This is a genomic window from Antarctobacter sp., assembly GCF_965277915.1.
Classification (GTDB): domain Bacteria; phylum Pseudomonadota; class Alphaproteobacteria; order Rhodobacterales; family Rhodobacteraceae; genus Antarctobacter.
This window is the reverse complement of the sequence record NZ_OZ255849.1, coordinates 351,950-377,277: the sequence shown is the minus strand read 5'-3', so window position 1 is coordinate 377,277 and position 25,328 is coordinate 351,950. Positions and strand designations below refer to the sequence as shown.

Annotated in this window: 12 protein-coding genes; 10 read left to right on the top strand and 2 right to left on the bottom strand. The window is 66.7% G+C overall.

The features are described 5' to 3' along the window. The first annotated feature begins 58 nt into the window (after window positions 1–58). The 5 genes from ACQY5B_RS02690 (at window position 59) to rlmH (ending at window position 4,167) form a co-directional block, all read left to right on the top strand. Entirely contained in the window at window positions 59–343 is a 285-nt protein-coding gene (locus ACQY5B_RS02690; RefSeq protein ID WP_428400316.1) for a hypothetical protein, read from the top strand. After that, window positions 340–699 (top strand): hypothetical protein, encoded by a 360-nt coding sequence (locus tag ACQY5B_RS02685; RefSeq protein ID WP_420326485.1) that lies wholly within the window; start codon window positions 340–342, stop codon window positions 697–699. The genes ACQY5B_RS02690 and ACQY5B_RS02685 overlap by 4 nt, the downstream gene beginning before the upstream one ends. Continuing rightward, on the top strand, window positions 696–3,029 hold the full coding sequence (locus ACQY5B_RS02680) for an aldehyde dehydrogenase family protein (RefSeq protein WP_420326486.1): 2,334 nt from the start codon (window positions 696–698) through the stop codon (window positions 3,027–3,029). Before ACQY5B_RS02685 ends, ACQY5B_RS02680 begins: the two co-directional genes overlap by 4 nt. A 184-nt stretch (window positions 3,030–3,213) precedes the next feature. Continuing rightward, window positions 3,214–3,693: a ribosome silencing factor gene (gene rsfS / locus ACQY5B_RS02675; RefSeq protein ID WP_305969243.1), complete on the top strand. Its 480-nt coding sequence runs from the start codon at window positions 3,214–3,216 to the stop codon at window positions 3,691–3,693. Window positions 3,694–3,696: 3 nt separating this feature from the next. After that, window positions 3,697–4,167, top strand: a complete 471-nt coding sequence (rlmH, locus tag ACQY5B_RS02670; RefSeq protein WP_420326487.1) for a 23S rRNA (pseudouridine(1915)-N(3))-methyltransferase RlmH — start codon at window positions 3,697–3,699, stop codon at window positions 4,165–4,167. Between the two features lie 3 nt (window positions 4,168–4,170). Here the strand turns inward: rlmH and ACQY5B_RS02665 are convergent, their stop codons facing one another. Next, window positions 4,171–4,974 (bottom strand): undecaprenyl-diphosphate phosphatase, encoded by an 804-nt coding sequence (locus ACQY5B_RS02665; protein WP_305969245.1) that lies wholly within the window; start codon window positions 4,972–4,974, stop codon window positions 4,171–4,173. A gap of 227 nt (window positions 4,975–5,201) precedes the next feature. Between ACQY5B_RS02665 and ACQY5B_RS02660 the strand changes: the two genes are divergently transcribed. From ACQY5B_RS02660 to mtgA, 5 genes are all read left to right on the top strand, one after another. Further along, window positions 5,202–6,638: an NAD(P)-dependent oxidoreductase gene (locus ACQY5B_RS02660; protein ID WP_305969246.1), complete on the top strand. Its 1,437-nt coding sequence runs from the start codon at window positions 5,202–5,204 to the stop codon at window positions 6,636–6,638. 134 nt (window positions 6,639–6,772) lie between these two features. After that, the gene (locus ACQY5B_RS02655) at window positions 6,773–7,501 is read left to right on the top strand and encodes a hypothetical protein (protein WP_420326488.1); all 729 of its coding nucleotides are present in this window, start codon (window positions 6,773–6,775) and stop codon (window positions 7,499–7,501) included. Then, the gene (locus ACQY5B_RS02650; RefSeq protein ID WP_305969248.1) at window positions 7,498–7,944 is read left to right on the top strand and encodes a GFA family protein; all 447 of its coding nucleotides are present in this window, start codon (window positions 7,498–7,500) and stop codon (window positions 7,942–7,944) included. The genes ACQY5B_RS02655 and ACQY5B_RS02650 overlap by 4 nt, the downstream gene beginning before the upstream one ends. Before the next feature lie 147 nt (window positions 7,945–8,091). Beyond that, a complete protein-coding gene (gltB, locus tag ACQY5B_RS02645) occupies window positions 8,092–12,627 on the top strand; it encodes a glutamate synthase large subunit (protein ID WP_420326489.1) in 4,536 nt (1,511 codons plus the stop codon). 133 nt (window positions 12,628–12,760) lie between these two features. Continuing rightward, the gene (gene mtgA / locus ACQY5B_RS02640) at window positions 12,761–13,498 is read left to right on the top strand and encodes a monofunctional biosynthetic peptidoglycan transglycosylase (protein WP_420326490.1); all 738 of its coding nucleotides are present in this window, start codon (window positions 12,761–12,763) and stop codon (window positions 13,496–13,498) included. Window positions 13,499–13,700: 202 nt separating this feature from the next. Here mtgA and ACQY5B_RS02635 read toward each other — a convergent pair whose 3' ends face one another. Beyond that, complete coding sequence (locus ACQY5B_RS02635; protein ID WP_420326491.1) at window positions 13,701–25,037, bottom strand: DUF7933 domain-containing protein; 11,337 nt, start codon at window positions 25,035–25,037, stop codon at window positions 13,701–13,703. Window positions 25,038–25,328: the final 291 nt, after the last annotated feature.

Here is a 25,328-nt window from a genome sequence, read left to right as displayed (position 1 = left end):
AAACAAGACCGATGGCGGCAATGACACGTCTGACACCAAAGAGCGCCTCCCCATGCAGATGACACCGCAATGGTCGCTGATGATGGTCACCGTCTTCCTTGTGATGGGGGTCAGCAACTGGCGGCGGCGGCGCCTGAAACGCGCCGCGCGCGACCTGCCGACGCGGCTGTTCCGGCAATTGGGGCCGGAGCCGGAATACGATTTGCCCGACAGCCCGCCCGAAGGGCTGGAAGATTTTGCCGCCCTGCAAAGGCGCAGTCTGCGCGTGCAACACTGGGTCTGGGGCCTCGCACTGCTTTGGCTGGTCTACGTTTTCTACCTGGCAATGGGAGCCACGCAATGAACGCCATCCTGACGGTGCTTGCCGCGCTCGGACTTGCAACACCCGTTCTGGGCCAGAGCTATGCCTGTGCACCCTCCGGCGCGGCGTCGGACGCGGCCCGGATTGCCGCGATCACGGTCAGCCAGCGCATGATAACCATCGACCAGGGTGGGCTGAAGACCACGGCGCGGATGGCGCAAGGCACGTTGGAACGCCGGGTTTTCCTGGCCGAAGACGCGGCGCTGATCGTCTATGGCGACGCGGTTCTGAAAGCCGGGCAGCCGCCCGCCTTCGGGGATCGCGTCACGCTCCAGCACCTGCGTTTCGACGCGACGGCCCCAACCCTGACGCAAACCGCCTGCGAGAGGCTGAAATGACCATCAAAGAGATCTTCGAAAGCATGGATTACGGCCCCGCGCCCGAAAGCGCCGGGGATGCGCTGGCCTGGATCGTCGATCAGGGATCCCGATTCGGGCACTTCATCGACGGCGCCTTTACCGAACCCGGCGAAGGCTTTGACAGCCGCAACCCAGCCACCGGCGAAGTGCTGGCGACGCTGACGCAGGCGACGCCGGAAGACGTGGACACCGCCGTTGCCGCCGCGCGCGCGGCCCAGCCGGCCTGGGAGGCGCTGGGGGGGCCGGGGCGCGCGCGCTATCTCTATGCGCTGGCGCGGCTTTTGCAGAAACACGCAAGGCTGTTCGCGGTGCTGGAAACGCTGGACAACGGCAAACCGATCCGCGAGAGCCGCGACATCGACATTCCGCTGGCACAACGGCATTTCTATTATCACGCGGGCATGGCGCAGCTGATGGACAGCGAGTTGCCGGATCGGCAGGCGCTGGGGGTTTGCGGGCAGATCGTGCCATGGAACTTTCCGCTGCTCATGCTGTCGTGGAAGATCGCCCCGGCGCTGGCCACCGGCAACACGGTGGTGCTGAAACCTGCCGAATGGACCTCTCTGACCGCACTGCTGTTTGCCGACATCTGCCAGCAGGCCGGACTGCCCAAGGGCGTGGTCAACATCGTCACCGGCGACGGCACGGTGGGCGAGATGATCACCGGTGCCGACGTGGACAAGATCGCCTTTACCGGATCGACCGAGGTGGGGCGCAAGATCCGCAAGGCAACGGCAGGGCGCGGTATCGGCCTGACGCTGGAGCTGGGGGGCAAATCGCCCTATGTCGTATTCGAGGACGCGGACCTCGACAGCGCGATCGAGGGATTGGTGGATGCGATCTGGTTCAACCAGGGACAGGTCTGCTGCGCCGGGTCGCGCCTTCTGGTGCAGGAGGGGATCGCCGAGCCCTTTTATGACCGGTTGCGCGCCCGGATGGACAAGCTGCGCATCGGCAACCCGCTGGACAAATGCATCGACGTGGGCGCCATCGTGGATCCCGAACAACTGCGCCGGATCGAAGGCATGGTTTCCGGTGCCGAGGGCACGGTCTATCGCGCCAACTGCCCCATGCCAGAGGGATGTTATTACCCGCCCACGCTGATCTCCGGCCTGTCGCCCGCATCGCCCCTGATGCAGGAGGAAATATTCGGCCCGGTGCTGGTCTCTTCGACCTTCCGCACACCTGCCGAGGCGGTGCAACTGGCCAACAACACGCGGTACGGGCTGGCCGCCAGCCTCTGGTCCGAGAACATCAACACCGCGCTGGACGTGGCGCCGCAACTGGCGGCCGGGGTCGTCTGGGTCAACGGGACCAACATGTTCGACGCCGCTGCCGGGTTCGGCGGTGTCCGCGAAAGCGGCTTTGGCCGAGAAGGCGGCTGGGAGGGCCTGCGCGCCTACACCCGCGCCCGTGGCGAACCCGCGAGCCTGTCCCCGGTCGAGGCCTTCGCCGGCGACAGCGCAGAGCCACAGCCGGTGGACCGCACCGCCAAGCTGTATGTCGGCGGCAAGCAGGCCCGGCCCGACGGAGGCTACGCGCGCAGCATATACGACCGTGCGGGCAAGCTGATCGGCCAGGCCCCCATCGCCAACCGCAAGGACATCCGCAACGCGGTCGAGGCCGCACGCGGCGCAGGCGGCTGGGGCAAGGCCACGGCGCACAACCGCGCGCAGGTCTTGTATTACATCGGCGAGAACCTTTCGGCGCGCTCCGGGGACTTCGCGGCCCTGATCGACCGGCTCACCGGCGGCAACGGCGGCGCGGCTGAGGTCGAGGCCAGCGTGAACCGGCTGTTCAGTGCCGCCGCCTGGGCGGACAAGTTCGATGGCGGCGTTCGCAGCGTGCCCATGCGCGGCGTGGCGCTGTCGATGAACGAACCCTGCGGCGTGATCGGCGCGCTCTGCGCGGACGAGGCACCGCTGCTGGGGCTGGTCTCGGTCATGGCCCCGGCCATCGCGATGGGAAACCGGGTGGTGCTGGTCGCCTCCGAGCCCTCCCCGCTTGCGGCGCTGGAATTCTACCAGGTGCTGGAAACCTCGGACGTGCCGGGCGGCGTGGTGAATATCCTGACCGGCTCCCACGCGGAATTGGCCCCCACCCTGGCCGAGCACATGGATGTGGAGGCGGTCTGGTCCTTTTCCTCGACCGATCTGAGCGGCACGATAGAGGCGGCCTCGGCCGGCAACCTGAAACGAACCTGGGTCAACGACGGGCGCGCGCGTGACTGGCTGGATGGCGGCGACGCACGCGAATTCCTGGAACAGGCAACCGAGGTAAAGACCGTCTGGGTGCCCTACGGAGCCTGAGAGGCGCGGCGGGGCGCCGGAAGGCACGTCAGGCTCACCTTGGATGTCCTTTCGCCTTTGTCTGCATGGCTCCCTGGATGCCCCTGCAGCCCATTGGGCGCGACGTGAAAAGCTGAAGGCTCGGGCAGATAATGCGCCCGTCCCCGGTCCTTCTGCCGCGCGACATTGAGAATTTACATTTCCGATGCTATCTTGGAGACATGCCCATGCGCCCGGGCTTGGAGGGCGCGTAGCGACACAGGAGGACATTGTCCTGTCTTCGACGACACTTGCGGCGCATGCCGCTGATCAGGGCCGGGGCATTTCGGCCATGACGCAGAGCGAACCAACCGCCGAGAGCCTTCTCGCGGCAGTGCTCGAAACACTCTCCGACAACAAGGCAGAGGATATCGTGCAGATCGACCTGCACGGCAAATCCTCGGTGTGCGATTACATGGTCATCGCCACGGGCCGCTCGTCGCGCCAGGTCGCGGCGCTGTCGGAAAAGTTGGCGGATGAACTCAAGCAGCGCTTCGGTGTTCTCTCCACGATGGAGGGCAAGGATACCGGGGACTGGGTGCTCATCGATGCGGGGGACGTGGTTGTCCATCTCTTCCGCCCCGAGGTGCGCGAGTTCTACCAGCTGGAAAAGATGTGGGCTCCGGTGGCAGGCAACCAGGCCTGAGCGGTGCGCGTACATCTTTGCGTGGTTGGCCGGCTCCGCAAGGGGCCGGAAAAGCCGCTTGTCGATGATTACCTGACGCGTTTCGACCGGACGGGCCGGGCGCTGGGGCTTGGCCCGACACAGGTGATCGAGGTCGAGGATCGCAAGGGCGGCGGCATGGCGGGCGAAGCCGCACTGCTGCGACGCGCGCTCCCGTCGGGCGCACGCGTCTGCGCACTGGACGAGCGCGGGCACACTTGGACCTCGCCCGAGTTTTCCGAAAAACTTGCGGATTGGCGCGATGGTGGTGCGCAGGATCTGGCCTTTGTCATCGGCGGCGCCGACGGGATCGACCCCGGCCTGCGGGCCGAGGCACAGGACCTGATGTCATTCGGACGGATGGTCTGGCCGCATATGCTGGTGCGCGTCATGCTGGCTGAACAGCTATACCGCGCCGCCTCGATCCAAGCAGGCGCGCCCTATCACCGGGTGTGACGCTCAGGCGTAGGCGATCCAGAGCAAGATCAGCCCCAGGATCACCCGGTAGACGACATAGGGCGTAAAGCTGACAGAACGCAGAAGGCGCATCATAAGCCAGAGCGCACCCAGCGCCGACACGAACGCCAGAGCCGCTGCAATCGCGCCATCTCGCGCGGCCTGAACATCGGCAGTTGCGATGACCTCGGCCCCCAGCAGCGCGGCAGAGGCCATGATGGTCGGGATCGACATCAACATGGCCAGTTTCGCGCCATCGTGCCGGTTGTAACCCAGTTGGCGCGCCGCCGTGATGGTAATGCCGGACCGGGAGGTGCCGGGGATCAGGGCGACGGCCTGCCACAGCCCCATTATGATCGCATCCCGCAGGTTCCAATCGCTGTCCGACTTGTCCTGCGCGCCTTTCATGTCCGCCCAGTAGAGAACGAGACCGAAGACAAGCATGGTCCAGCCAATCACCGCCGTCGAACGCAGCATGTCGTCCAGTCCCGACAGCTTGAGCGCCAATCCGAACAGGATGACCGGGATCGTGGCCACTAGCAGCAGGAAGGCCAGGCGCGCGCCCGGCGTGTCCATGCGCCCGGTCATGAGCCGCAGCGTGCCGGTGGCCGCGCCCCCCACATCGGTCCGGAAGTAAAGGATCACCGCAAGCAAGGTGCCGACATGAACGGCCACGTCGATCACCTGCCCCTGGTCCTGCAGGCCCGTCAGGTTCGGCAAGAGAATCAGGTGGCCCGAGGAGGAGACCGGAAGGAATTCGGTAACTCCCTGTATCAGGGCAAGAATCAGCAGTTGCGTGAAAGCCATTGTCGCGGTCCAATCAAAGCTATGGGCCTTGGTATAACTCCTTGTTTCAGAGCCGAAAGTGACAATTTGGGTCCGAATTGGACCTAAATTTGAGTACAGCACGTCGTTTCTGACGCCGAAAATCGGTAATAATCTGGATATAGGTAAGCACTGCTGACTTTCATTCTGAGGCAAGCTTCTGTAAGGAGACGCGGACGATCTAGAGATTACCTGCAAAGGGTGGATGAATGGCGAAGCAGCCGATGCTGAAATTTGTGTCCGTGGGGCGGGAGATGCCGGTCAAGCGGGAGGCCGCGGAGCGCCGGACGGATTTCGACGAGATCTATGCCGAATACGCCGACGCGAAGGCCGAGGAACAGGCCGCGCGCTGCAGTCAGTGCGGCGTGCCCTATTGCCAGAGCCACTGCCCGCTGCATAACAACATCCCCGACTGGCTGCGCCTGACCGCCACGGGCCGCCTGCAGGAGGCCTATGAGGTCAGCCAGGCCACCAATACCTTCCCCGAGATCTGCGGCCGCATCTGCCCGCAGGACCGCCTGTGCGAAGGCAACTGCGTGATCGAGCAGTCGGGCCATGGCACCGTGACCATCGGCTCGGTCGAGAAATACATCACCGATACCGCCTGGGAAGAGGGCTGGGTCAAGCCCGTGACCCCGGCGCAGGAACGCACCGAAAGCGTCGGCATCATCGGCGCCGGCCCCGGCGGGCTGGCCGCGGCCGATATGCTGCGCCGCGCCGGCGTGCAGGTCACGGTCTATGACCGCTACGACCGTTCGGGCGGCCTGCTGACCTATGGCATCCCCGGCTTCAAGCTGGAGAAGGACATCGTGATGCGCCGCAACAAGCAGCTCGAAGAGGGCGGCGTGCGTTTCGTGATGAACTGCAACGTGGGCGAGGACATTTCCTTCGAGGAGATCCGCGCACAACATGATGCGGTGATCATCGCCACCGGCGTCTACAAGTCGCGTGACCTGGGCGGCCCGGGCGCGGGTGCGCAGGGCATCGTCAAGGCCATCGACTACCTGACCGCATCGAACCGCGCGTCGAACTTTGGCGACAGCGTGCCGGAATTCGAAAGCGGCGAGCTGAACGCCAAGGGCAAGAAGGTCGTCGTGATCGGCGGCGGCGATACGGCGATGGACTGTGTTCGCACCGCTGTTCGCCAGGGCGCGACCAGCGTCAAATGCCTGTACCGCCGCGACCGCGCCAACATGCCGGGCAGCCAGCGCGAGACGCAGAACGCCGAGGAAGAAGGCGTTGTCTTTGAATGGCTTACCGCGCCCAAGGGCTTCAAGGGTGAGCCGGTCAATGCCGTGGTGGTCGAGAAGATGCGCCTGGGCGCGCCGGATGCCACCGGGCGTCAGCGCCCCGAGGTGATCGAAGGATCGGACTACGACGAGCCCGCAGACCTGGTGATCAAGGCCCTGGGCTTCGAGCCCGAGGAACTGCCGACGCTCTGGGGCTGCCCCGAGCTGGAAGTGACCCGTTGGGGCACCATCAAGGCAGAGTTCACCAGCGGCCGCACCGCCCTGCCCGGCGTCTATGCCATCGGCGACATCGTGCGCGGCGCAAGCCTTGTCGTCTGGGCCATCCGCGACGGGCGCGACTGTGTCGAAGCGGTCCTGGAGGACCTGAACAGCAAGGGAGCCGTCGCCGCAGAGTGACCTGGTCGGTTTGTACGTTTTGTACAAAACGTACAGCGTTTCCAGCATTTTGTACAAACCGGCAAGGGTTGGTTAACCAAGGCGCAGGCGGCGCCGGAATGAGTCAGAAAGGCTGTCTCATGTGGCTCGAAAGATTGACCAGGGGTAAAGGCTCCACCGCGCTTTGCGCCGGTCTGGCGACACTTGCGTTGCTGGGCGGCGCCAGCACGACCCAAGCCCAGGGCGGGCTTTTCACCCCGCCCGCGGGCTGCGAGACCTACCTGACGGTGCAATCCCGCAGCTGCGTCGTGACCAACCACTATGTCTGCCCGCAGATCGACCCGGATCACCGGTTCCGCACCGATTTCGGCGAGGCCGGCGCCTATTTCACCAGCCGCATCGACGATGACGGCCAGTGGATCGAAAGCGGCCCGCCCGAGGATCCGACCCGCACCCGGACGGTGCGCCCGATCCCCGATCCCGGCAGCATTTCCGAGCTGGTCGAGAACGGCATCGACAGTTTCGATTTCACCCAGCGGTCGCCCCTTGACGGGCCGACCCGCGTCACCGGCTTTGACCGGATCATCGGCGAGATCGAGATCGACGGCGAAAAGCTGTACCGGACAGAGTTCGAGATGACCCGTCGCGATGCCTCGGGGCGAGTGATCGAACACGTGCGGGGGCGCGAATACGTTTCCGACAAGCACAAACGCTTTTTCGCGGGGTTTGCCGTGGATGTCACCGAGGACGAGCGCCAGACCAACGCGCGCGACCGCAGCCCGGTGGAGTTCATCTATCCCGGCGAACAGGGGTTCCGCGGGATCTATCCGCGCCACGATTGCGACCTGATGAGCGGGTTGCCGACACAGGAGGACATGGCATGACCGGCGTGACACGCGGAGGGTGCCTGTGCGGCGCGGTGCGGTACAGCCTGTCGAAAGCGCCGGAGGCCTATGGCGCCTGCCATTGCGGCATGTGCCGCAAATGGACCGGCGGCATCGAACTGGGCATCGAGGTCGCGCCGGGCGGGATCACCTGGGAAGGTGAGGACAATATCGCCACCTACAAGAGTTCCGACTGGGCAGAGCGCGGCTGGTGCCGCAACTGCGGGTCGAACCTGTTCTGGCGGCTGACCGCACCGGGACCGATGCACGGGCTTCTGGCGCTTTGCGCCGGGTCCCTGGACACGTTGGAGGGCCTGGATCTGCAATCCGAGGTCTACATCGATCACAAACCTGCCGGGCACGCCTTTGCCGGCGACCGCAAGCGCATGACAGAGGCCGATGTTCTGGCCGCAGTGGGCGTCACGCCGCCCGAAGGCGGATAACGGCCACAACCGACACCGAGAATGAGGGGCCCGCCCCTCACGCTCCCCGAAGAAATTTTCGCCCAAGGAAACCGGCAACGGTTGCGCGGGCCGAACAGGATAGACGAGGGACCGCCACGGCGGCCCGTGAGACGGAGGGCTTAAGCCATGACCAAATACGATGCCGACTGGGTGCATGCCGAGGAAGCCAAGCGCAAGTGGATGAGCGAAAACGGCCTGTACCACGAAAGCGACGAGCACAGCTCTTGCGGCGTGGGCCTTGTCGTGAACCTCGACGGGAAACCGTCGCGGCGGGTTGTCGAGGCGGGGATCACCGCCCTGAAAGCGATCTGGCACCGGGGCGCGGTGGACGCGGACGGCAAGACCGGCGACGGCGCCGGCATCCACGTCCAGATCCCGGTTCCCTTCTTCTACGACCAGGTTCTGCGCACCGGCCACACGCCCCGCAAGAACGAGATGATGGCCGTGGGCCAGGTCTTTCTGCCGCGCACCGACTTTGGCGCGCAGGAAGCCTGCCGGACGATCGTGGAAACCGAGGTCCTGCGCATGGGCCATTACATCTACGGCTGGCGCCACGTCCCGGTGAACGTCGAGTGCCTGGGTGAAAAGGCCAACGCGACCCGCCCGGAGATCGAGCAGATCATCATCTCGAACGCCAAGGGCGTGGACGAGGAAACCTTCGAGCGCGAGCTTTATGTCATCCGGCGCCGGATCGAGAAGGCGGCGGCTGCGGCGGGGATCACCCAGCTGTACATCGCCTCGCTGTCCTGCCGGTCGATCATCTACAAGGGCATGATGCTGGCAGAGCAGGTGTCGGAATTCTATCCCGACCTGCAGGACGAGCGGTTCGAATCCGCCTTCGCGATCTATCACCAGCGCTATTCGACCAACACCTTTCCGCAGTGGTGGCTGGCGCAGCCGTTCCGGATGCTGGCCCACAACGGCGAGATCAACACGCTCAAGGGCAACGTCAACTGGATGAAGAGCCACGAGATCCGCATGGCCTCGGGCGCCTTCGGGGACATGGCCGAGGACATCAAGCCGATCGTGCCCAACGGGTCGTCGGACTCGGCGGCGCTGGACGCGGTCTTCGAGGTGCTGGTGCGCGCCGGGCGCAACGCGCCGATGGCCAAGACCATGCTGGTGCCGGAAAGCTGGTCCAAGCAGGCGGTGGAACTGCCGCAGGCCTGGCGCGACATGTATTCCTACTGCAACTCGGTGATGGAGCCCTGGGACGGCCCCGCGGCGCTGGCGATGACCGATGGCCGCTGGGTCTGTGGCGGATTGGACCGCAACGGTCTGCGCCCGATGCGCTACGTCGTGACCGGCGACGGCATGCTGATCGCCGGGTCCGAGATCGGCATGGTGCCGACGGACGAGGCGACGGCGCGCGAGAAGGGGGCGCTTGGCCCGGGCCAGATGATCGCCGTCGACATGAAGGACGGCAAGCTCTACCACGACGTCGAGATCAAGGACCGGCTGGCCGCCGCGCAGCCCTTTGGCGAGTGGGTCGGCAAGATCACCGAGCTGGACGAGCCGCTGGCCGCCGTCAGCGAAAAGCCCCTGTTCGAGGGCGCGGAACTGCGCCGCCGCCAGATCGCGGCGGGCTATACCGTCGAAGAGCTGGAACAGATCCTGGCGCCGATGGCCGAGGACGCCAAGGAAACGCTGGCCTCGATGGGCGATGACACGCCCTCTGCGGTCCTGTCCAAGAAGTACCGGCCGCTGAGCCACTACTTCCGGCAGAACTTCAGCCAGGTGACGAACCCGCCGATCGACAGCTTGCGCGAATTCCGGGTCATGAGCCTCAAGACCCGCTTCGGCAACCTCAAGAACGTGCTGGACGAGGACAGCAGCCAGACCGAGATCCTGGTTCTGGACAGCCCCTTTGTCGGCAACGCGCAGTTCGACGAGCTGAAGAACCACTTCAACGCGCCCTGCACCGAGATCGACTGTACCTTTGCCGCCGGTGAAGGTGCCCTGCGCGAAGGCCTGGCGCGTATCCGGGCCGAGGCCGAGGATGCCGTGCGCTCGGGATCGGGCCACCTGATCCTGACCGACGAGCACAGCGGCCCGGGCCGGGTCGCGATGCCGATGATCCTGGCCACCAGCGCGGTGCACAGCCACCTGACGCGCAAGGGGCTGCGGACCTTCTGCTCGCTCAACGTGCGGTCGGCGGAATGCATCGACCCGCATTACTTTGCCGTGCTGATCGGCGCGGGCGCGACCATCGTGAACGCCTACCTGGCCGAGGACAGCCTGGCGGACCGCATCAATCGCGGCCTTCTGGACATGACCCTGACCGAAGCGGTGGCGCGTTACCGCGAGGCGATCGACCAGGGCCTGCTGAAGATCATGTCCAAGATGGGAATCTCGGTGATCTCCTCCTATCGCGGCGGCCTGAACTTCGAGGCCGTGGGGCTGAGCCGTGCCATGTGCGCGGAGTATTTCCCCGGCATGATCTCGCGCATCTCGGGCATCGGGGTCAGCGGCATCCAGCACAAGGCGGAACAGATCCATGCGCTGGCTTTCGAGCGTGGCCAGGACGTGCTGCCCATCGGCGGTTTCTACAAGGCACGCAAATCGGGTGAGACGCACGCCTGGGGCGCGCAGACCATGCACCTGATGCAGGCCGCCTGCGACCGCGCCTCTTACGAGATGTGGAAGCAGTATTCGAACGCGATGCAGTCGAACCCGCCGATCCACCTGCGCGACCTGCTGGCAATCAAGCCGCTGGGCAAGGCGCTGCCGATCGAAGAGGTCGAGAGCATCACCTCGATCCGCAAACGGTTCGTGACGCCGGGCATGTCGCTGGGCGCGCTGAGCCCCGAGGCGCACAAGACGCTGAACGTGGCCATGAACCGCATCGGCGCCAAGTCGGACAGCGGCGAGGGCGGCGAAGATCCGGCGCATTTCGTGCCGGAGCCCAATGGCGACAACCCCAGCGCCAAGATCAAGCAGGTGGCATCGGGCCGCTTTGGCGTCACAGCCGAGTACCTGAACCACTGCGAGGAATTGGAGATCAAGGTGGCCCAGGGCGCCAAGCCCGGTGAAGGTGGCCAGTTGCCCGGCATGAAGGTCACCGACCTGATCGCGCGGCTGCGGCATTCGACCAAGGGCGTGACGCTGATCTCTCCGCCGCCGCACCACGACATCTACTCGATCGAGGACCTGGCGCAGCTGATCTACGACCTCAAGCAGATCAACCCGCGCTGCAAGGTGACGGTCAAGCTCGTGGCCTCGTCCGGTGTCGGCACCATCGCCGCGGGCGTCGCCAAGGCCGAGGCCGACGTGATCCTGATCTCGGGGCACAACGGCGGCACGGGCGCCAGCCCTGCCACCTCGATCAAATATGCCGGCCTGCCCTGGGAAATGGGCCTGACCGAGGCGCACCAGGTGCTGGCAATGAACAACCTGCGCGAGCGGATCACGCTGCGCACGGACGGCGGTCTGCGGACCGGCCGGGACATCGTCATGGCCGCGATGCTGGGCGCCGAGGAATACGGCATCGGCACCGCCGCGCTGATCGCGATGGGCTGTATCATGGTGCGCCAGTGCCAGTCGAACACCTGCCCGGTGGGTGTCTGCACGCAGGATGAATCCCTGCGGGCCAAGTTCACCGGCAATGCCGACAAGGTGGTGAACCTGATCACCTTCTACGCGCAGGAAGTGCGGGAAATCCTGGCCGAGATCGGCGCGCGTTCGCTGGACGAGGTGATCGGCCGTGCCGACCTGCTGAGCCAGGTCAGCCGTGGGTCGGACCACCTGGACGACCTGGACCTGAACCCGCTGCTGATCCGCGTCGACGGGTCGGATGACATCGTCTATGACCGCAACAAGCCCCGCAACGAGGTGCGCGACACGCTGGACGCGGAAATCGTGCGCGATGCGCAGCGGTTCCTGGAAGACGGCGAGAAGATGCAGCTGTCCTACGCGGTGATGAACACGCATCGCACAGTGGGCACCCGCGTCAGCAGCCACATCGTGCAGAAGTTCGGGATGCGCAACGCGTTGCAGCCGAACCACCTTCACGTCAAGCTGACCGGCAGCGCCGGCCAGTCGCTGGGCGCCTTCGCGGCGCCGGGCCTCAAAATCGAGGTCTCGGGCGATGCCAACGACTATGTCGGCAAGGGTCTGTCGGGCGGTCTGATCGTCGTGCGCCCGCCGCTGGTCTCGCCGCTGACCGCGGCCGAGAACACGATCATCGGCAACACGGTCCTGTATGGCGCCACCGACGGGCATCTCTTTGCGGCGGGCCGCGCAGGCGAACGCTTTGCGGTGCGCAACTCGGGCGCCAAGGTGGTGATCGAGGGCTGCGGGTCGAACGGCTGTGAATACATGACCGGCGGCGTCGCGGTGATCCTGGGCAGCATCGGGGCCAACTTCGGCGCCGGGATGACCGGGGGCATGGCCTATATCTATGACCCCGAGGGCACCGCACGGCAGATGATGAACATGGAGAGCCTCGTCACCTGCCCGGTCAGCGTGACCGCCTGGGAGGACCAGCTGAAAGGTCTGATCCAGCGCCACGTCGAGGAAACGGCCAGCCGCAAGGGCAAGGACATCCTGCAGAACTGGGACCTCGAGAAGGCCAATTTCGTGCAGGTCTGCCCGAAAGAGATGCTGGACAAGATCTCTCACCCGCTGGGGATCGAGGGCGATCTGGCGGTGCCGGCGGAATAAGCCGCCACGGAACAGTCACGAAGGGGGCCCGGTCACGCCGACCGGGCCCTTTTCTTTTGGGCTATTGCGGATCGAGGGGCTGTCCCGCTTTCGGGCGATTGGCGCCGCCGCGCCGCTGGGGTAGAGAACGGACATGGCGACCAAGGCGAAGAAACCGGCGCGCAAGCGCAAGACGAAGGGCAAGGTGGTGCAACGGCCCCGGCGGCTGGCCTTCCTGCGGCGCTGGCTGCTGCGGGTGGCGCTTGGCGCGGCAGGGGTCGCGGTGTTGGCGGTGCTGCTGTTCCGGGTGGTGAACCCGCCGGTCACCCATACCATCTGGTCCGAGTCGCGGCGGCTGGGCGGGGTCGAACGCGCCTGGGTGGACGTTCAGGACATCGCGCCGGTCATGCTGCGCTCCGCCGTGGCGGCCGAGGACGCGAATTTCTGCACCCACTGGGGCTTTGACATGGGCGCGATCCGCGCGGCGATCGAGGAAGGTGCCCGGCGCGGCGGCAGCACGATTTCCCAGCAGGTGGTCAAGAACGTCTACCTCTGGCAGGCGCGCAGCTACACACGCAAGGCGCTTGAGGCGCTGATGACGCCGCTGGTCGAGGCGTTCTGGCCCAAGCGCCGCATCCTAGAGGTCTACCTGAACGTGGCCGAGTTCGACGAGGGTGTCTTTGGCGTCGACGCGGCGGCGCGGCATTATTTCGGCGTGGCGCCAAGGGACCTGAGCGCGCGGCAGGCAGCGCTGCTGGCCACGGTCCTGCCCAATCCCAAGGGGCGCGAGGCGGACCGGCCCAGCGCCGCGATGAACCGCCGGGCGCGGACGATCATGGACGGCGCCGCGCTGATCGCGCAGGACGGGCGGGCCGCCTGTTTCGAACGCTAGGGGTCAACCGGCGGCTTGCCGCTGCCCGGCTCATGGCCGGTGAAGGCCCGGGCAAAGGCGACATGGGTGCCGGAGCAGCGGATAGCGTCGCAGGACCGCGTCAGGTCAGCACGTCGGCGTAGAAACCCGTCGCCACCGCCCGCGCCCCGGTGCGCAAGCACCCGGGCGTCCGGTTCCCGCCTTCTCGCCTACCAGTCGAGGCCTACCAGTCCAGCTTTATCCCGTGTTCGACCTGCAGGGTCTGTGCCGCCGGGGCCGAGAGCCGAGTCACCACCGAGCCGAAGCCATTGGCAATCGGACGCTCGCGCTTGACGTTAAAGGTAAAGCGGCTGGTCTCGTCGATCTTTTCGACATCCACCTCCAGCCCCCAGGTCATGCCACTGGCAACGTCCCGGCGCTCCAATGCCAGGGCCAGGCCAAGACCACAGTCCGCCTCGTCCTCGTAAGAGGACAGCGTACAGGCGAGGCGCGGGGTGAAGGCGGTGCGCATCTGCTGGGCCAGGGCCTCGGACCCGTCGGGCGTGGCAAGGCTTTCGAACCGGACTTCCGCCGTGGCGCGGGCGCCCCGGAAGTCATCCAGCTGGATCGCGCCGGTATGGCTCAGGCCCATCTGGCGCGCCGTCACATCCGCGTCCCCGGCCCGTGCATAGGCAAGGTCGAGACCGACGCGCGGTTTCATCACGAAGCCGTCGAAGTCACGCTGCCCCGAGATGCCGAGGCCCGCGAAGCCGGCCAGGTAGGTGTAGTCGCCGGTCGCGTTGATCGGCGCGGTGGTCGCGTCAAAGTTGATGTCGAAGCTGTGCCGCCCGGCGGCCCCGGCCATGTAGTAATCCAGGAAGAGGCCCTGTCCAAAGCCGCGGGCACCGTAGACACCGCCGTTGACACCGAAGCCGTCGATCAAGCCATCCCCCAGCCCTCGGACATCCGTCCGGCTGTAGTAGCCGCCCATGAAGTAGCCCGCGATGGAGGTGTCGCTGGTAAAGCGTTCCCGCTGCCAGGCGAATTGCAGCAGCGCCTGCAGGCCCGTGTCCTCGGTCTTGTTCAGCGAGAAGGTCCCGTCCAGGATCTCGCGGCTACCGGAGACACAGTTGTAGCGATCGCTCTCGAAGGTGCCCCGCGCGTTGCCGGTGGCATCCTGGATCTGGATGCTGCCATCCACGTCAAAGGCCTGAAGCGTGCCACAGGGCAGGTCGCGGCCCGCCTGCAGCCGGTCCAGCGCGCCCTTTGCCATCCGGCTGAAGGCCCGCGACTGGGTGTCGATGGTCTCTGACAGGTCATCCTCGAGGATTTCCGTCAGCGGCTCGCGGATCTGGTCGACAAGGTCGTCGGTGATGGTCACGGCGGCCAGCGACAGCGGCGCACCGTCATAGCGCGTATCCGCCGAACTGACGGCGACCGTGGGCTGGCAGCTGTGCGGACCCTCGACCTTTTCATCGTTGATGGCGCGGATCGTCAGCGCCTGCGGCGTGGCATAGTTGGCCGCGGTAAAGGTCATGGTGGCCGGGGCAACGGTACACTGGCTGTCGCCCGCAAAGCTGAGCGTGACCGGCGATGTCGGTGTCCCCATCAGCGCAAAGGTCATGGTGGCATCGTCGCCGCCGCCCTCGTTGGTGACGAGATCGTCGTTGGTCACCGCGATGTCCGCAAAATCATCGTCGGTGATGGTCGCGGTCTGGGTCAGCGTGCCGCCAAGGATCGTGGTCAGGTCGCCCGAGACCAGGGCATCGACCGTCAGGACCACGGTTTCCGGGCCTTCGATCTCGCCGTCTTCCAGCACCGGAACGGTGATGGTGATCGAGGTCTCGCCCGCCGGGATCGTGGCCGTGCCCGAAAGCGCGGTGAAGTCCGTCCCCGGGGTGGCGGTGCCGCCGACGCTGTAGCTGACGACCGTGTCCTGGGTCGAGGCGCGCGCCTGCGTCAGGGTAAAGGTCACGTCGGTGGGAGTGCCGGCATTGGCCTCCAACCCGTCGGTGGCCGCGCTCAGCGTGACCGCGTTTTCGGCGCATTGGGTCATCGGAATGTTGTTGCCGACGACATAGGGATCGCCCGGTTCGATCACGAAGCTGGTGTAGAATTCCGGGTTGGCCGCCAACGATGTATCCGCCAGGAAGCCGGTCGAACCGTCCTCGGACGAGCCGATGGATGCGGGGTTGTCCGGCAAGAGCGTGGTCAGGTCCAGCGTGCCCGAAGAGGTGCGCGCGGTGCTGGGGATTCCGACAGCGGTCGGGTAGACCACCGACATGGTGTAGGTCCCGGGGCGCAGCGCGAACCACTGCAACTCGCCCGTCGATCCGTCGCGGGTGATATTGATGAAGTTCGTCGTGCCCAGCGTGCTGTTGGCGCCCGACGGCCCGGTGACGGTGAACCCGCCCCCCGGGATGATGCGGCCGTCATCCTCGCAGTAGAAATAGCCCTGCGGGTCAAAGTCCTGGTCATCGGGGATACCGTCGCCGTCGCGGTCGCCGGTTTCGAAGAGGTCCGGAATGCCGTCGCCGTCCGCATCGGGCAGCGGATTCGGGTTCGGGGTGCCGGTCAGGTCGGCGGTCACGGTGATCGGCGCGGCCGCGGTGGCAAGGTTGCCCGCCGCGTCCGCCGCAGCACCCGCATCGACCGAGATTTCCACCGGGCCGTCGTGATCAGGCGTGACGGAAAAGCCGTAATCCGCACCGCTGCCGGTCAGGGCCGAGGCCGTGCCGTTGGTGATCTGGACCGAGGTCAGGGCAAGGCCCGTCACGTCCTCTGAGAAGGTCAGCGTGACCGGGAAGGGATCGGCCTGCGCGTCCAGCGGTCCGGCCAGGGTGGCGGTGGGAATCTCGGCGTCCTTGACGGCGGTCTCCGTGGCGTCGAGGCCGGTGTTGCCCGCCGGGTCGGTCAGGGCCACGGTCAGCGTCAGGGTTCCGTCGTTCAGACCGCTGAGGTCCAGCCCTGTGACCTGGTCCGTCGCCGTGGCGATGGTGCCGCTGCCGGTGACGGGCGCGCCCCCGCCGTCCGAGGTGATGGCATAGGTGAAGCTGGCCCCGGGTTCGGCCCCGGCGAAGGTAAAGCCGACAGCCGCCTGGTTGGTGTTGTTCACCGGGTCCTGGTCGAAGGTCACGGCATAGCCGGTGGGCGCAGTGGCGTCCTTGGTGGCCGTGGCCGTGGCCTGCGGCGCGGGGTTGCCGGCAGCGTCCGAGGCGTCTGCCGTCAGGCTCAGCGGGCCGTCCGCGAGGCCGGAAAGATCCAGCGTCACGGTCCAGGTGCCGGCGCTTACGGTGGCGGTGCCGGTGACAGTGGCGCTGCCGTCGCCAACCGTGACCGCGACCGGTGTGCCATCGGCCAGCCCGGTCGAGGTGCCGGTGACGGCCAGGGCGCCGGCCTCTGCCGCGTTGATCACACCGTCCGTCGTCAGCGGGATGTCGATGGTCAGCTCGGGCGCGGTGGCATCCTTGAGCGCCTCGTCGGTGGCGTCGGGACCGGTGTTGCCCGCCGGGTCGGTCAGGGCGACGGTCAGCGTCAGGGTGCCGTCGTTCAGCCCGCTGAGGTCCAGCCCGGTGACCTGGTCCGTCGCCGTGGCGATGGTGCCAGTGCCGGTGACAGGCGCGCCGCCACCGTCCGAGGTGATGGTGAAGGCATAGGTTGCGCCGACCTCGGCCCCGGCAAAGGTAAAGCCGGTGGCGGTCTCGTTGGCGACATTGACCGGATCGTCATCCAGAGTGGCGGTGTAGCCCGAGGGCGCGAGCGTGTCCTTGGACGCGCTGGCGGTGGCCTGCGGCGCAGGGTTGCCCGCCGGATCGGTGGCGTCGGCGGTGACGCTGAGCGCACCATCGGCGAGGCCGGTCAGATCCAGCGTGAGGGTCCAGGCGCCGCCGGTGACACTGGCCGTGCCGGCAACATTGCCGCTGGCGGCATCGGCCACCGCGACGGCCACGTCGGTACCGTCGGGCAGATCGCCGGAGGTGCCGGAAATCACCACCGTTGCGGCCTCGGCGGCGTTGATAACGTCATCGCCCTCGATCGGGGTGGCGATGGCCAGGACCGGGGCATTGGTGTCCTTGGTCGCGGTCGCGGTGGCTGCGGCACCGGTGTTGCCCTTGAAGTCGGTCAACGTGACGCTCAGCGTCAGTGTGCCATCGGCCAGGCCGGAAAGGTCGAGGCCTGTCACCTGCTGGGTGGCGCTGGTGATCGTGCCGGAGCCGGCCACAGGCGTGCCGCCGCCATCGGACGTGATGGTATAGGCAAAGGTGACATCCGTCCCGGTCACGCCCGGCCCGACCTCTGCATCGGCAAAGGTAAAGCCAATCGCGGCCTGGTTGGCGATGTTCACCGGGTCCTGGTCGAAACTGGCGGAATAGCCCGCCGGCGCCGTCGTATCCTTGAGGAAGGTGGTGGTCGCCGAAGAGCTGTTGCCCGAACTGTCGAAAACCTCGGCTGTCAGGGTGATGGTGCCATCCGCCAACCCGGAAATGTCGAGCGCGTCGGACCAGCTGTGGAAGGCCCCCGGACCGGCGGTCAGGCCGGTGGTGACGGAGACGGACCCCGTCGCGCCGTCGGTGGCGGTGATGACCACTTGCACCGCATCCGCGGCGTTAAGGGCGATACCCGAGGCGGTGAAGGCCGCCGCCTCGGCGGCGTTCACCGCGTTGGCATAGAGACTGTCGGCCACGGAGGGATCGGGATCCTGGATCTCGATCGAGGGGGCCAGCCCATCCTTGGTGATCGTGGTCACGGCCTGAACCGCCGGGTTGCCCGCCGCATCCGTGACATCGGCAGAAAGGTCATAGTCTCCGTCCGGCAGCGCCGAGATGTCGAAGGAGATGCTGTAGGTGCCGCCGGTGGCGGTGGCTTGCCGGTTGTAGACGGCCGCGCCGCCGGTATCGCGCAGGATCAGGCGCACGAGGGTGCCGTCGGCCACGCCGGACACCGTGCCGGAGACGGTGAATGCCCCTGCCTCGGCGGTATTGATCACGTCATCGCCCGCGATGGGCGTGTCGATGGTGACACCGGGAATGCCGGTGTCCTTGGTGGCCGAGATGGAGGCCTGGGGCGCCGGGTTGCCTGCCGGGTCAGAGGCATCCGCGGTCACGGTCAGCGGTCCGTCCGCCAGCCCCGACAGGTTCAGCACGGCCGACCAGGCATTGCCGGTGATGCTCGCGGTTCCCGTCACGAGGCCCGCGCCGCCATCGGAGACCGCGAGGCTGACAACGGTGCCGTCCGGCAAATCGACCGACCCGCCGGAGACCGTCACCGCGGTTGCCTCGGCCGCGTTGACCACGGCGTCACCGGCCAACGGCGTGTCGATGGCCAGGGCGGTGGGCGCGGTGGCGTCCTTGGTCGTGGTGTCGGTGGCATCGGGGCCAACATTGGTGGCCGCGTCGGTCAGGGCCACGGTCAGGGTCAGCGTGCCGTCCGGCAGGCTGCTGACATCGACGCCCGTGATCGCGTCGGTCGCCGTGACGATGGTGCCGTTGCCCGACACGCTGCCGGCGCCGCCATCCGAGGTGATGGTATAGGCGTAATCCGCCCCCGGTTCGGCCCCGGCAAAGGTAAAGCTGACCGCCGCCTGGTTGGCGATGTTCACAGGGTCCTGGTCGAAGGCCACGCTGTAGCCGGTGGGAGCGGTGACATCCTGCGCGGTGCCCGAGACGGTGATGTCATAGGGCGCCTCGTCCACGTCGTCATTGCCCAGCGAGAGGTCAAAGCTGAACGGCAGCGTCGTGGTCGGGTCGGTCTGGATCGCCGTGGCGGGCGTGTAGAGAATGGTGATCGTGGTATCGCCACCAATCGGCACGGTGGTCGCCAACGGCCCGGTGACGCTGTCCACCACGACGTTGGTTGCGCCCGAGATCACGGGCGCGGCGGCCAGCGTCAGGGCATCGGTGCCGGTGTTCGAAATGGTCAGGACAAGGCTCTGCTGCGTGCCCGCGTCCAACGTGCCCTGGTCAAGGGTGCCGCCGTCGGCCACGGCGCCACCGATGGAACCGCTCAGCCCGATCTCGGGGGTGATCACGGTCAGCGTGTCGGCGGCGGTGCCGGAATTGCCCAGCACCGAGGTCAGGTCGCCCGTGGTGTTCACGAAGTCCCCGGCGGTGGCGGGGGTCACGTCGACGCTGACGGTACAGGTGGTCGTCGCCGGGGCGGTGCCGCCGGTGTAGCTGATGCTGGAGGCGCCGGCCGTCGCGGTCAGCGTGCCGCCGGTACAGGTGGTCGAGGCATTGGGCGTCGCCGCCACCACCAGGTCCGTCGGCAGCGGATCGGTGACATCGAGCCCGCTGGCGTCAAGGATGGAACCGCTGTTGTCGATGGTGAAGGTCAGCGTCGAGGACTGGCCAAGGTTGATCGTGTCGGGGGCAAAGACCTTGGTGAAGACGGGCTGCGGAACGACGGTCAGGGTCGCGTTCGCGGTGCCCGAGTTGCCCAGCGATGAGGTCAGATCGCCGCTGGTGTTCACCTGCGCGCCCACTGCCGTGCCGGTCACGTTCACCGCGACGGTACAGGTGGCCCCGGCGGCCACCGTTCCGCCGCTGTAGCCGATGGTGCCCGCGCCGCCCGTGGCGGTCAGCGTGCCGCCGGAACAGGTGGTCGAGGCCGCCGGCGTCGCCGCAACCTGCACGCCCGCGGGCAGATTGTCGGTGAAGTCCAGCGCCGTGGCGTCGATGATCGAGGTGCTGTTGTCGATGGTGAAGGTCAGCGTGGTGTCAAAGCCCAGCGCGATGGCCGGGTCGGCAAAGCTCTTGGCAAAGCCGGGCTGCGGCATGACGAAGAGCACATCGGTCGCGGGGCCGGAATTGCCCATCGAAGAGGTCAGGTCGCCGCTGGTGTTGGTGTAGTTGCCTGCCCCGGCCGCAACCACGTCGACCGCGATGGTGCAGGCCCCGCCCGCCAGCTGCTGGCCACCGGTCAACGAGATCGACCCGTTGCCCGCCACCGCGGTCACGGTGCCCGAACAGGTGTTGACGACATTCGGGGTGGCGGCGACGACGACGCCCGCCGGCAGATTGTCGGTAAAGGCCAGGTTGGTGGCGTCCAGCGTCGCCGGGCGGTCGTTGTCGATGGTGAAGGTCAGCGTGCTGACCTGGCCCGCGCCCAGCGTGTCCGGGGCAAAGACCTTGGTGAAGGCAGGCGGCGGCACGACGGCCAGCGTGTCCGAGGCACTGCCGGAGTTGCCCAGGCTGGAGGTGAGATCCCCCGAGGTGTTGTTCAGCAGGCCCGTGGTGGTGGCGGTTACGTCCACCTGAACCGTACAGATCGACGAAGCGCCCACAGTGCCGCCGGTATAGGCGATCGTCCCGCTGCCGCCCGCGGCGGTCAGCGTGCCGCCGGTACAGGTGGTCGAGGCATTGGGCGTCGCCGCCACCTCGGCCCCGGCGGGCAGGTTGTCGGTGAAGTCCAGCGCCGTGGCGGCCAGGACCGACTGGCTGTTGTCGATCTCGAAGACCAGCGTGCTCGAGAAACCGTCGGCGATCAGGTCGGGGGTGAATTCCTTTTCGAAACCGGGCTGCGGCACGATCGTCAGGGTTGCGCCCGCATTGCCGGAATTGCCCGCCGAGGAGGTCAGGTCGCCGGTGACGTTGGAGGATGAGCCGACCGCGGTGGCCAGCACGTCGACCGTGACGGTACAGGTGGCGCCGCCGGCGACGGTGCCGCCGGTATAGCTGACCGTGCTGGTGCCCTGGGTGGCGGTCAGGGTGCCGCCGGTACAGGTGGTCGAGGCATTGGCGGGCACGGCGACCAGCATCCCTGCGGGCAGGTTGTCGGTGACGGTCAGCCCGGTCGCGGCAATCGACGCGCCGCTGTTGTCGATGGTCAGGGTCATCGTGGTCGTCTGGCTCAGCGCGACGGCACTGGCGGCAAAGCTCTTGTCGAAGAGGGGCTGTGGCTCGGCCGTCAGGGTGTCGGACGCAGGACCGGAGTTGCCGCTGCTGGAGGTCAGGTCGCCGCTGGTGTTGACATGCGCACCCGCCGTCGTGGTCGTCACATCGACAGAGACGGTACAGGTCGTACCGGCTGAGACCGTTCCGCCGGTATAGGAGATCGTCCCGCTGCCGCCCGTGGCGGTCAGCGTGCCGCCGGTGCAGGTGGTCGAGGCGTTCGGGCTGGAGGCAACGACGACCCCGGCCGGAAGCCCGTCGGTGAAGTCGAGGCTGCTTGCCGCGAGGCTCGAGGCGCTGTTGTCGATGGTGAAGGTCAAGGTCGAGGATTGCGACACGAAGACCGTGTCCGGCGCAAAGGCTTTTGCAAAGGTCGGCGCGGGCTGAATGCTGAGACTGGCCGAGGCGGGCAACGAGGTCGGGAGGCCCGCAACGAAAAGCTGGCTGGACGTGTTGCCATAAGAGCCGGGCGCGGTCGCGGCGGGAACATTGACGGTGGCGGTCAGGGTGCAGGTCTGCCCGGCGGCGATGCTGCCGCCCGCAAAGGTCAGGAAGGAGGAGCCCGACAAAACGCCGCCGCCGCAGCCGGCGCTGGCCGAATGCCCGGTCGCCGTCGCGCCGGTCAGCATCGCGTCCAGATCATCCGAGAACGAGACGTTGGACGCACCGACCAAGCTGTTGTTGACGATCTCGAAGGTCAGGACCGCGCTGCCGCCCGCGACGGCGTCACCGTCGAAGGACTTGCCAAAGCTCAGCGCCAGCCCGGCGCCAATGCTGAGCGTGTCGGTGGCCGCTGCGCCGGTGACGCCCAGGCCCGCGATCGTGCCCGTGACGTCACTGGTGGTGTTGATCGCCGTGCTCAACGGTGCCGCCGCGGCGGGCACCGTGACCGCCAGGCTGATGGTACAGCTGGCGCCGGCCGCCAACGAGATGCCGGACACATCGACCAAGGAGGTCCCCGTCCCGGTCAGGGTGCCAGAGCAGTTGTCGAACAAAGTGCTGTCGTAGCTTGCCCCGGCGAGCATCGCGTTCAGGTCGTCGGTAAAGGCGATCGAGCTGGCGGCGCGCGTCGTGTCGAGGTTGGTAACGGTGAATTCCAGCGTGACCTGATCGCCGGAGACAACCGGATCGTCGACAAAGCTCTTGGCGAGGCCGAGCAGCTCGCTCTGAACCTCCAGTTGCGTGCCCACCGGATCGGTGGTGCCGAAATTGGACGTCAGGCTGCCGGTCGCGGTGGTGTAGGTGCCGTCGGCTGCGGCTGCGGGCACCAACACGTCAAGTTCGATCACGCAGCTTGCATCTGCGGCGACCGCGCCGCCGCTGTAGACCAACACGGACGTAATGCTTGTCATTGTGCCCCCGCAAGTGTCGCTGGCCGGGGGCAATGTGGCGGACACCCCGGACAGGATGTCCCCGAGAGCATGCGTGAAGGTGATGCTGGAGGCATCGCCCGACGGGCTGCTCAGGTTGGGGTTGGTGATCGTGTAGCGCAGGGTAACCGTCTGGCCCGCGATGGCGGGTCCATCGGGAAAGGCGATCTCGAACCGCGGCAGCTGGCTGTCCGCACCGGTCACGTCGATGCTGTCAGAGGCCGCCGTGTTCGGCAGGAGCGCGGCCCCTGCATCGTTGATGTTCGCGGTCAGGTCGCTGGTGGTGTTAATATAGGTGCCGTCCGCCCCGGCCCCGAGCGTCACGGCGATGGTGGTGGTGCAGCTGTCGCTGATCGCGACCGACGCACCGGAAAAGGTAACGGTAGACGTGCCGGTGACCGAGCTGAACCCGCAGCCATCGCTGACCACCGAGGAAAAGGTGGAGCCGGGCAGGAATGCATCCAGATCGTCGGTAAAGCTGATGTCGGTGGCGGTCTGTTCGCCGTTGTTCAGGATGAAGTCGATGTTGACGAGCGCGCCTGCCAGCGCGGCGTTGTCCTGGAACCCCTTGGTCAGCGTCAGATCCACGTCACCCGCGCCCCAGGTAAAGGAGGCCTGAGCCGGGTCACCATCTGCCGCTTCGTTCGACAGGATCACGTCACTCGGCGCGGAATAGGTGCCGTTGTCCAGCGCCGTGCCGGTGTCGTAGGTGATCGTGAAGGAACAGCTTGCCCCGGCAGCAAGGCTGCCGCCGGTATAGACGAAGCCCGCGGAGGCCAGAGCCGGGAAAGGCGGCGAAGGCAGGGTCGAGTTCGGGATCGAGCTGAGCTGTCCGGTGCAATCGCCCGGAACCGCGATGCCACTGCCCATAATGCCGACCGCGTTGCCCAGGCCGACGAACGATCCCGACCCCGAGTTCAGCAGGTCGCTATTGTCATCGGTGAATCCCAGACCGCTGAGGGCGCTGCCGGCGTTGGGGTTTGTCAGGGTGTAGACCACTTCGACCGTGGTCGCCGGCAGCAGCGGATCGCTCTGGAAGACCTTTGTCAGGACCGGGGGCAGCACCGCGGGGGCCGCCTCGACCGTCAGCCTATCCTGGCCGAGCGCCGAGCCGACGCTGGGCACGCCGCCGATCGAGGCGGTCACCGCGCTGGTCGTGTTGACGTATTCGCCCGCGGCCGCGCCACCCGGAATATCGACTGTCACGCTGAAGCTGCAGGAGTCACCGGGGGCGAGCGTGCCGCCCGCGAGGGTCAGCAGGCCGCTGCCGCTCAGCGAAGAGCCCAGACCGCAGGGCGCCGACGGCAGGCCAGAGGCGACCGCTCCACTCAACATCGCGTCGAGATCATCGGTAAAGGTTATCCCTGTGGCGGTGCCGGAGCGGTCGTAGTTGGTCAGCGTGAAGTCCAGGGTTGTGCTGCCCCCGGCCGTCACTGGACCGGCGGCAAAGGACTTGACCAAACCCACGCCCGTGGGGGTGTTGACCGTCACGCTGGCATAGCTGCTGCCGTCCGAGAAAAAGCCCGGGGCGGCGCCAGAAAGATTTCCGGATTCAAGGTCGAACTGTCCGGCCCCCATCGCCAGCAGGTCGACCGTGACGGTACAGGTGGCATTCGCCCCAATGCTGCCGCCGCTCACGGACAGCGACGAGCCGCCCGGCGTGGCGTCCACCGTGGGTACGCCAAAGAAGTTGCAGGTCGAGGCAGCATTGGCCGGGCTGGCAATGACGAGGCCGGACGGAAACGTCTCGGAGAAGGACAGGCTGCTGGCGAATGCCGCGTTGAGCGAATTGTCGATCGTATAGGTGACGGTCGTGGTCTGGCCAATGTCCAGCGTGCCGGGCGACACGCTCTTGCTGAACCCCGGGCGCGAGGCATCGACCGTCAGGTCGGTCGCAAGCGACATCGAGTTGCCCGCCGAAGACAGCAGGGTAATGGCCGGAAGCGTATGCGTGCCCGGCGTGCTGGACGTGACGTTGACGGTGATCGTACAGCTGGACGAGGCGCCAATGGCGGAATCCGACAGCGAGACCGTCCCGCCGCCACCCGGCGCGACCAGTGTGCCGATGGCGCAGCCGCCGTCGTCAGAGGCAGAGCCCACCAGCGTCACCGAGGCCGGCAGGACGGCGGTAAAGCCGAGATCGGTCACGGGCGAAACGGCGCCGTTGGTGATGGTGAATGTCAGCTCGGAGACGTTGCCGGGACCGATGATCGAGGGGGAGAACTGGGTTGCCAGTGTCGGTTGAGACTGTGCCGCCGCTGGCGACAGCGCCGCCATGAGCCAGAACACACAAACCCCAAGAACCCGCTGAATCGCCGACATACCGTGTTTCCCCTCGTCCCGTATCGGCCTTGCCTCTGCCAGGCGCCCGGAGCTGGGCGCAGCTTTGATCACGGCTGACCGATCTCTTGTGGCACTTGCGTAGCCGAGCGGATTACGTCGGGAAAGGCTGGCGTACCGGCGACCGGGCGAATTCCGCAAAGCGACCCGCGAAGTGCGGCTTTCTGGCGACACAAGGCGAGGCGAAACCATCCCTCCCCCGACAACCCACGATCAAAAGGTCAACCGCGCCAGCCCATTGCAGCGAAGATCTTAGGCGATACCTCAAGGGCA

Coding starts and splice junctions, on each gene's coding strand:
- mtgA (WP_420326490.1), top strand. CDS start 12,761: ATGGCGACCAAGGCGAAGAAACCGGCGCGCAAGCGCAAGACGAAGGGC.
- ACQY5B_RS02665 (WP_305969245.1), bottom strand. CDS start 4,974: ATGGCTTTCACGCAACTGCTGATTCTTGCCCTGATACAGGGAGTTACC.
- gltB (WP_420326489.1), top strand. CDS start 8,092: ATGACCAAATACGATGCCGACTGGGTGCATGCCGAGGAAGCCAAGCGC.
- rsfS (WP_305969243.1), top strand. CDS start 3,214: ATGCTATCTTGGAGACATGCCCATGCGCCCGGGCTTGGAGGGCGCGTA.
- ACQY5B_RS02680 (WP_420326486.1), top strand. CDS start 696: ATGACCATCAAAGAGATCTTCGAAAGCATGGATTACGGCCCCGCGCCC.
- ACQY5B_RS02650 (WP_305969248.1), top strand. CDS start 7,498: ATGACCGGCGTGACACGCGGAGGGTGCCTGTGCGGCGCGGTGCGGTAC.
- ACQY5B_RS02685 (WP_420326485.1), top strand. CDS start 340: ATGAACGCCATCCTGACGGTGCTTGCCGCGCTCGGACTTGCAACACCC.
- ACQY5B_RS02635 (WP_420326491.1), bottom strand. CDS start 25,037: ATGTCGGCGATTCAGCGGGTTCTTGGGGTTTGTGTGTTCTGGCTCATG.
- ACQY5B_RS02660 (WP_305969246.1), top strand. CDS start 5,202: ATGGCGAAGCAGCCGATGCTGAAATTTGTGTCCGTGGGGCGGGAGATG.
- ACQY5B_RS02690 (WP_428400316.1), top strand. CDS start 59: ATGACACCGCAATGGTCGCTGATGATGGTCACCGTCTTCCTTGTGATG.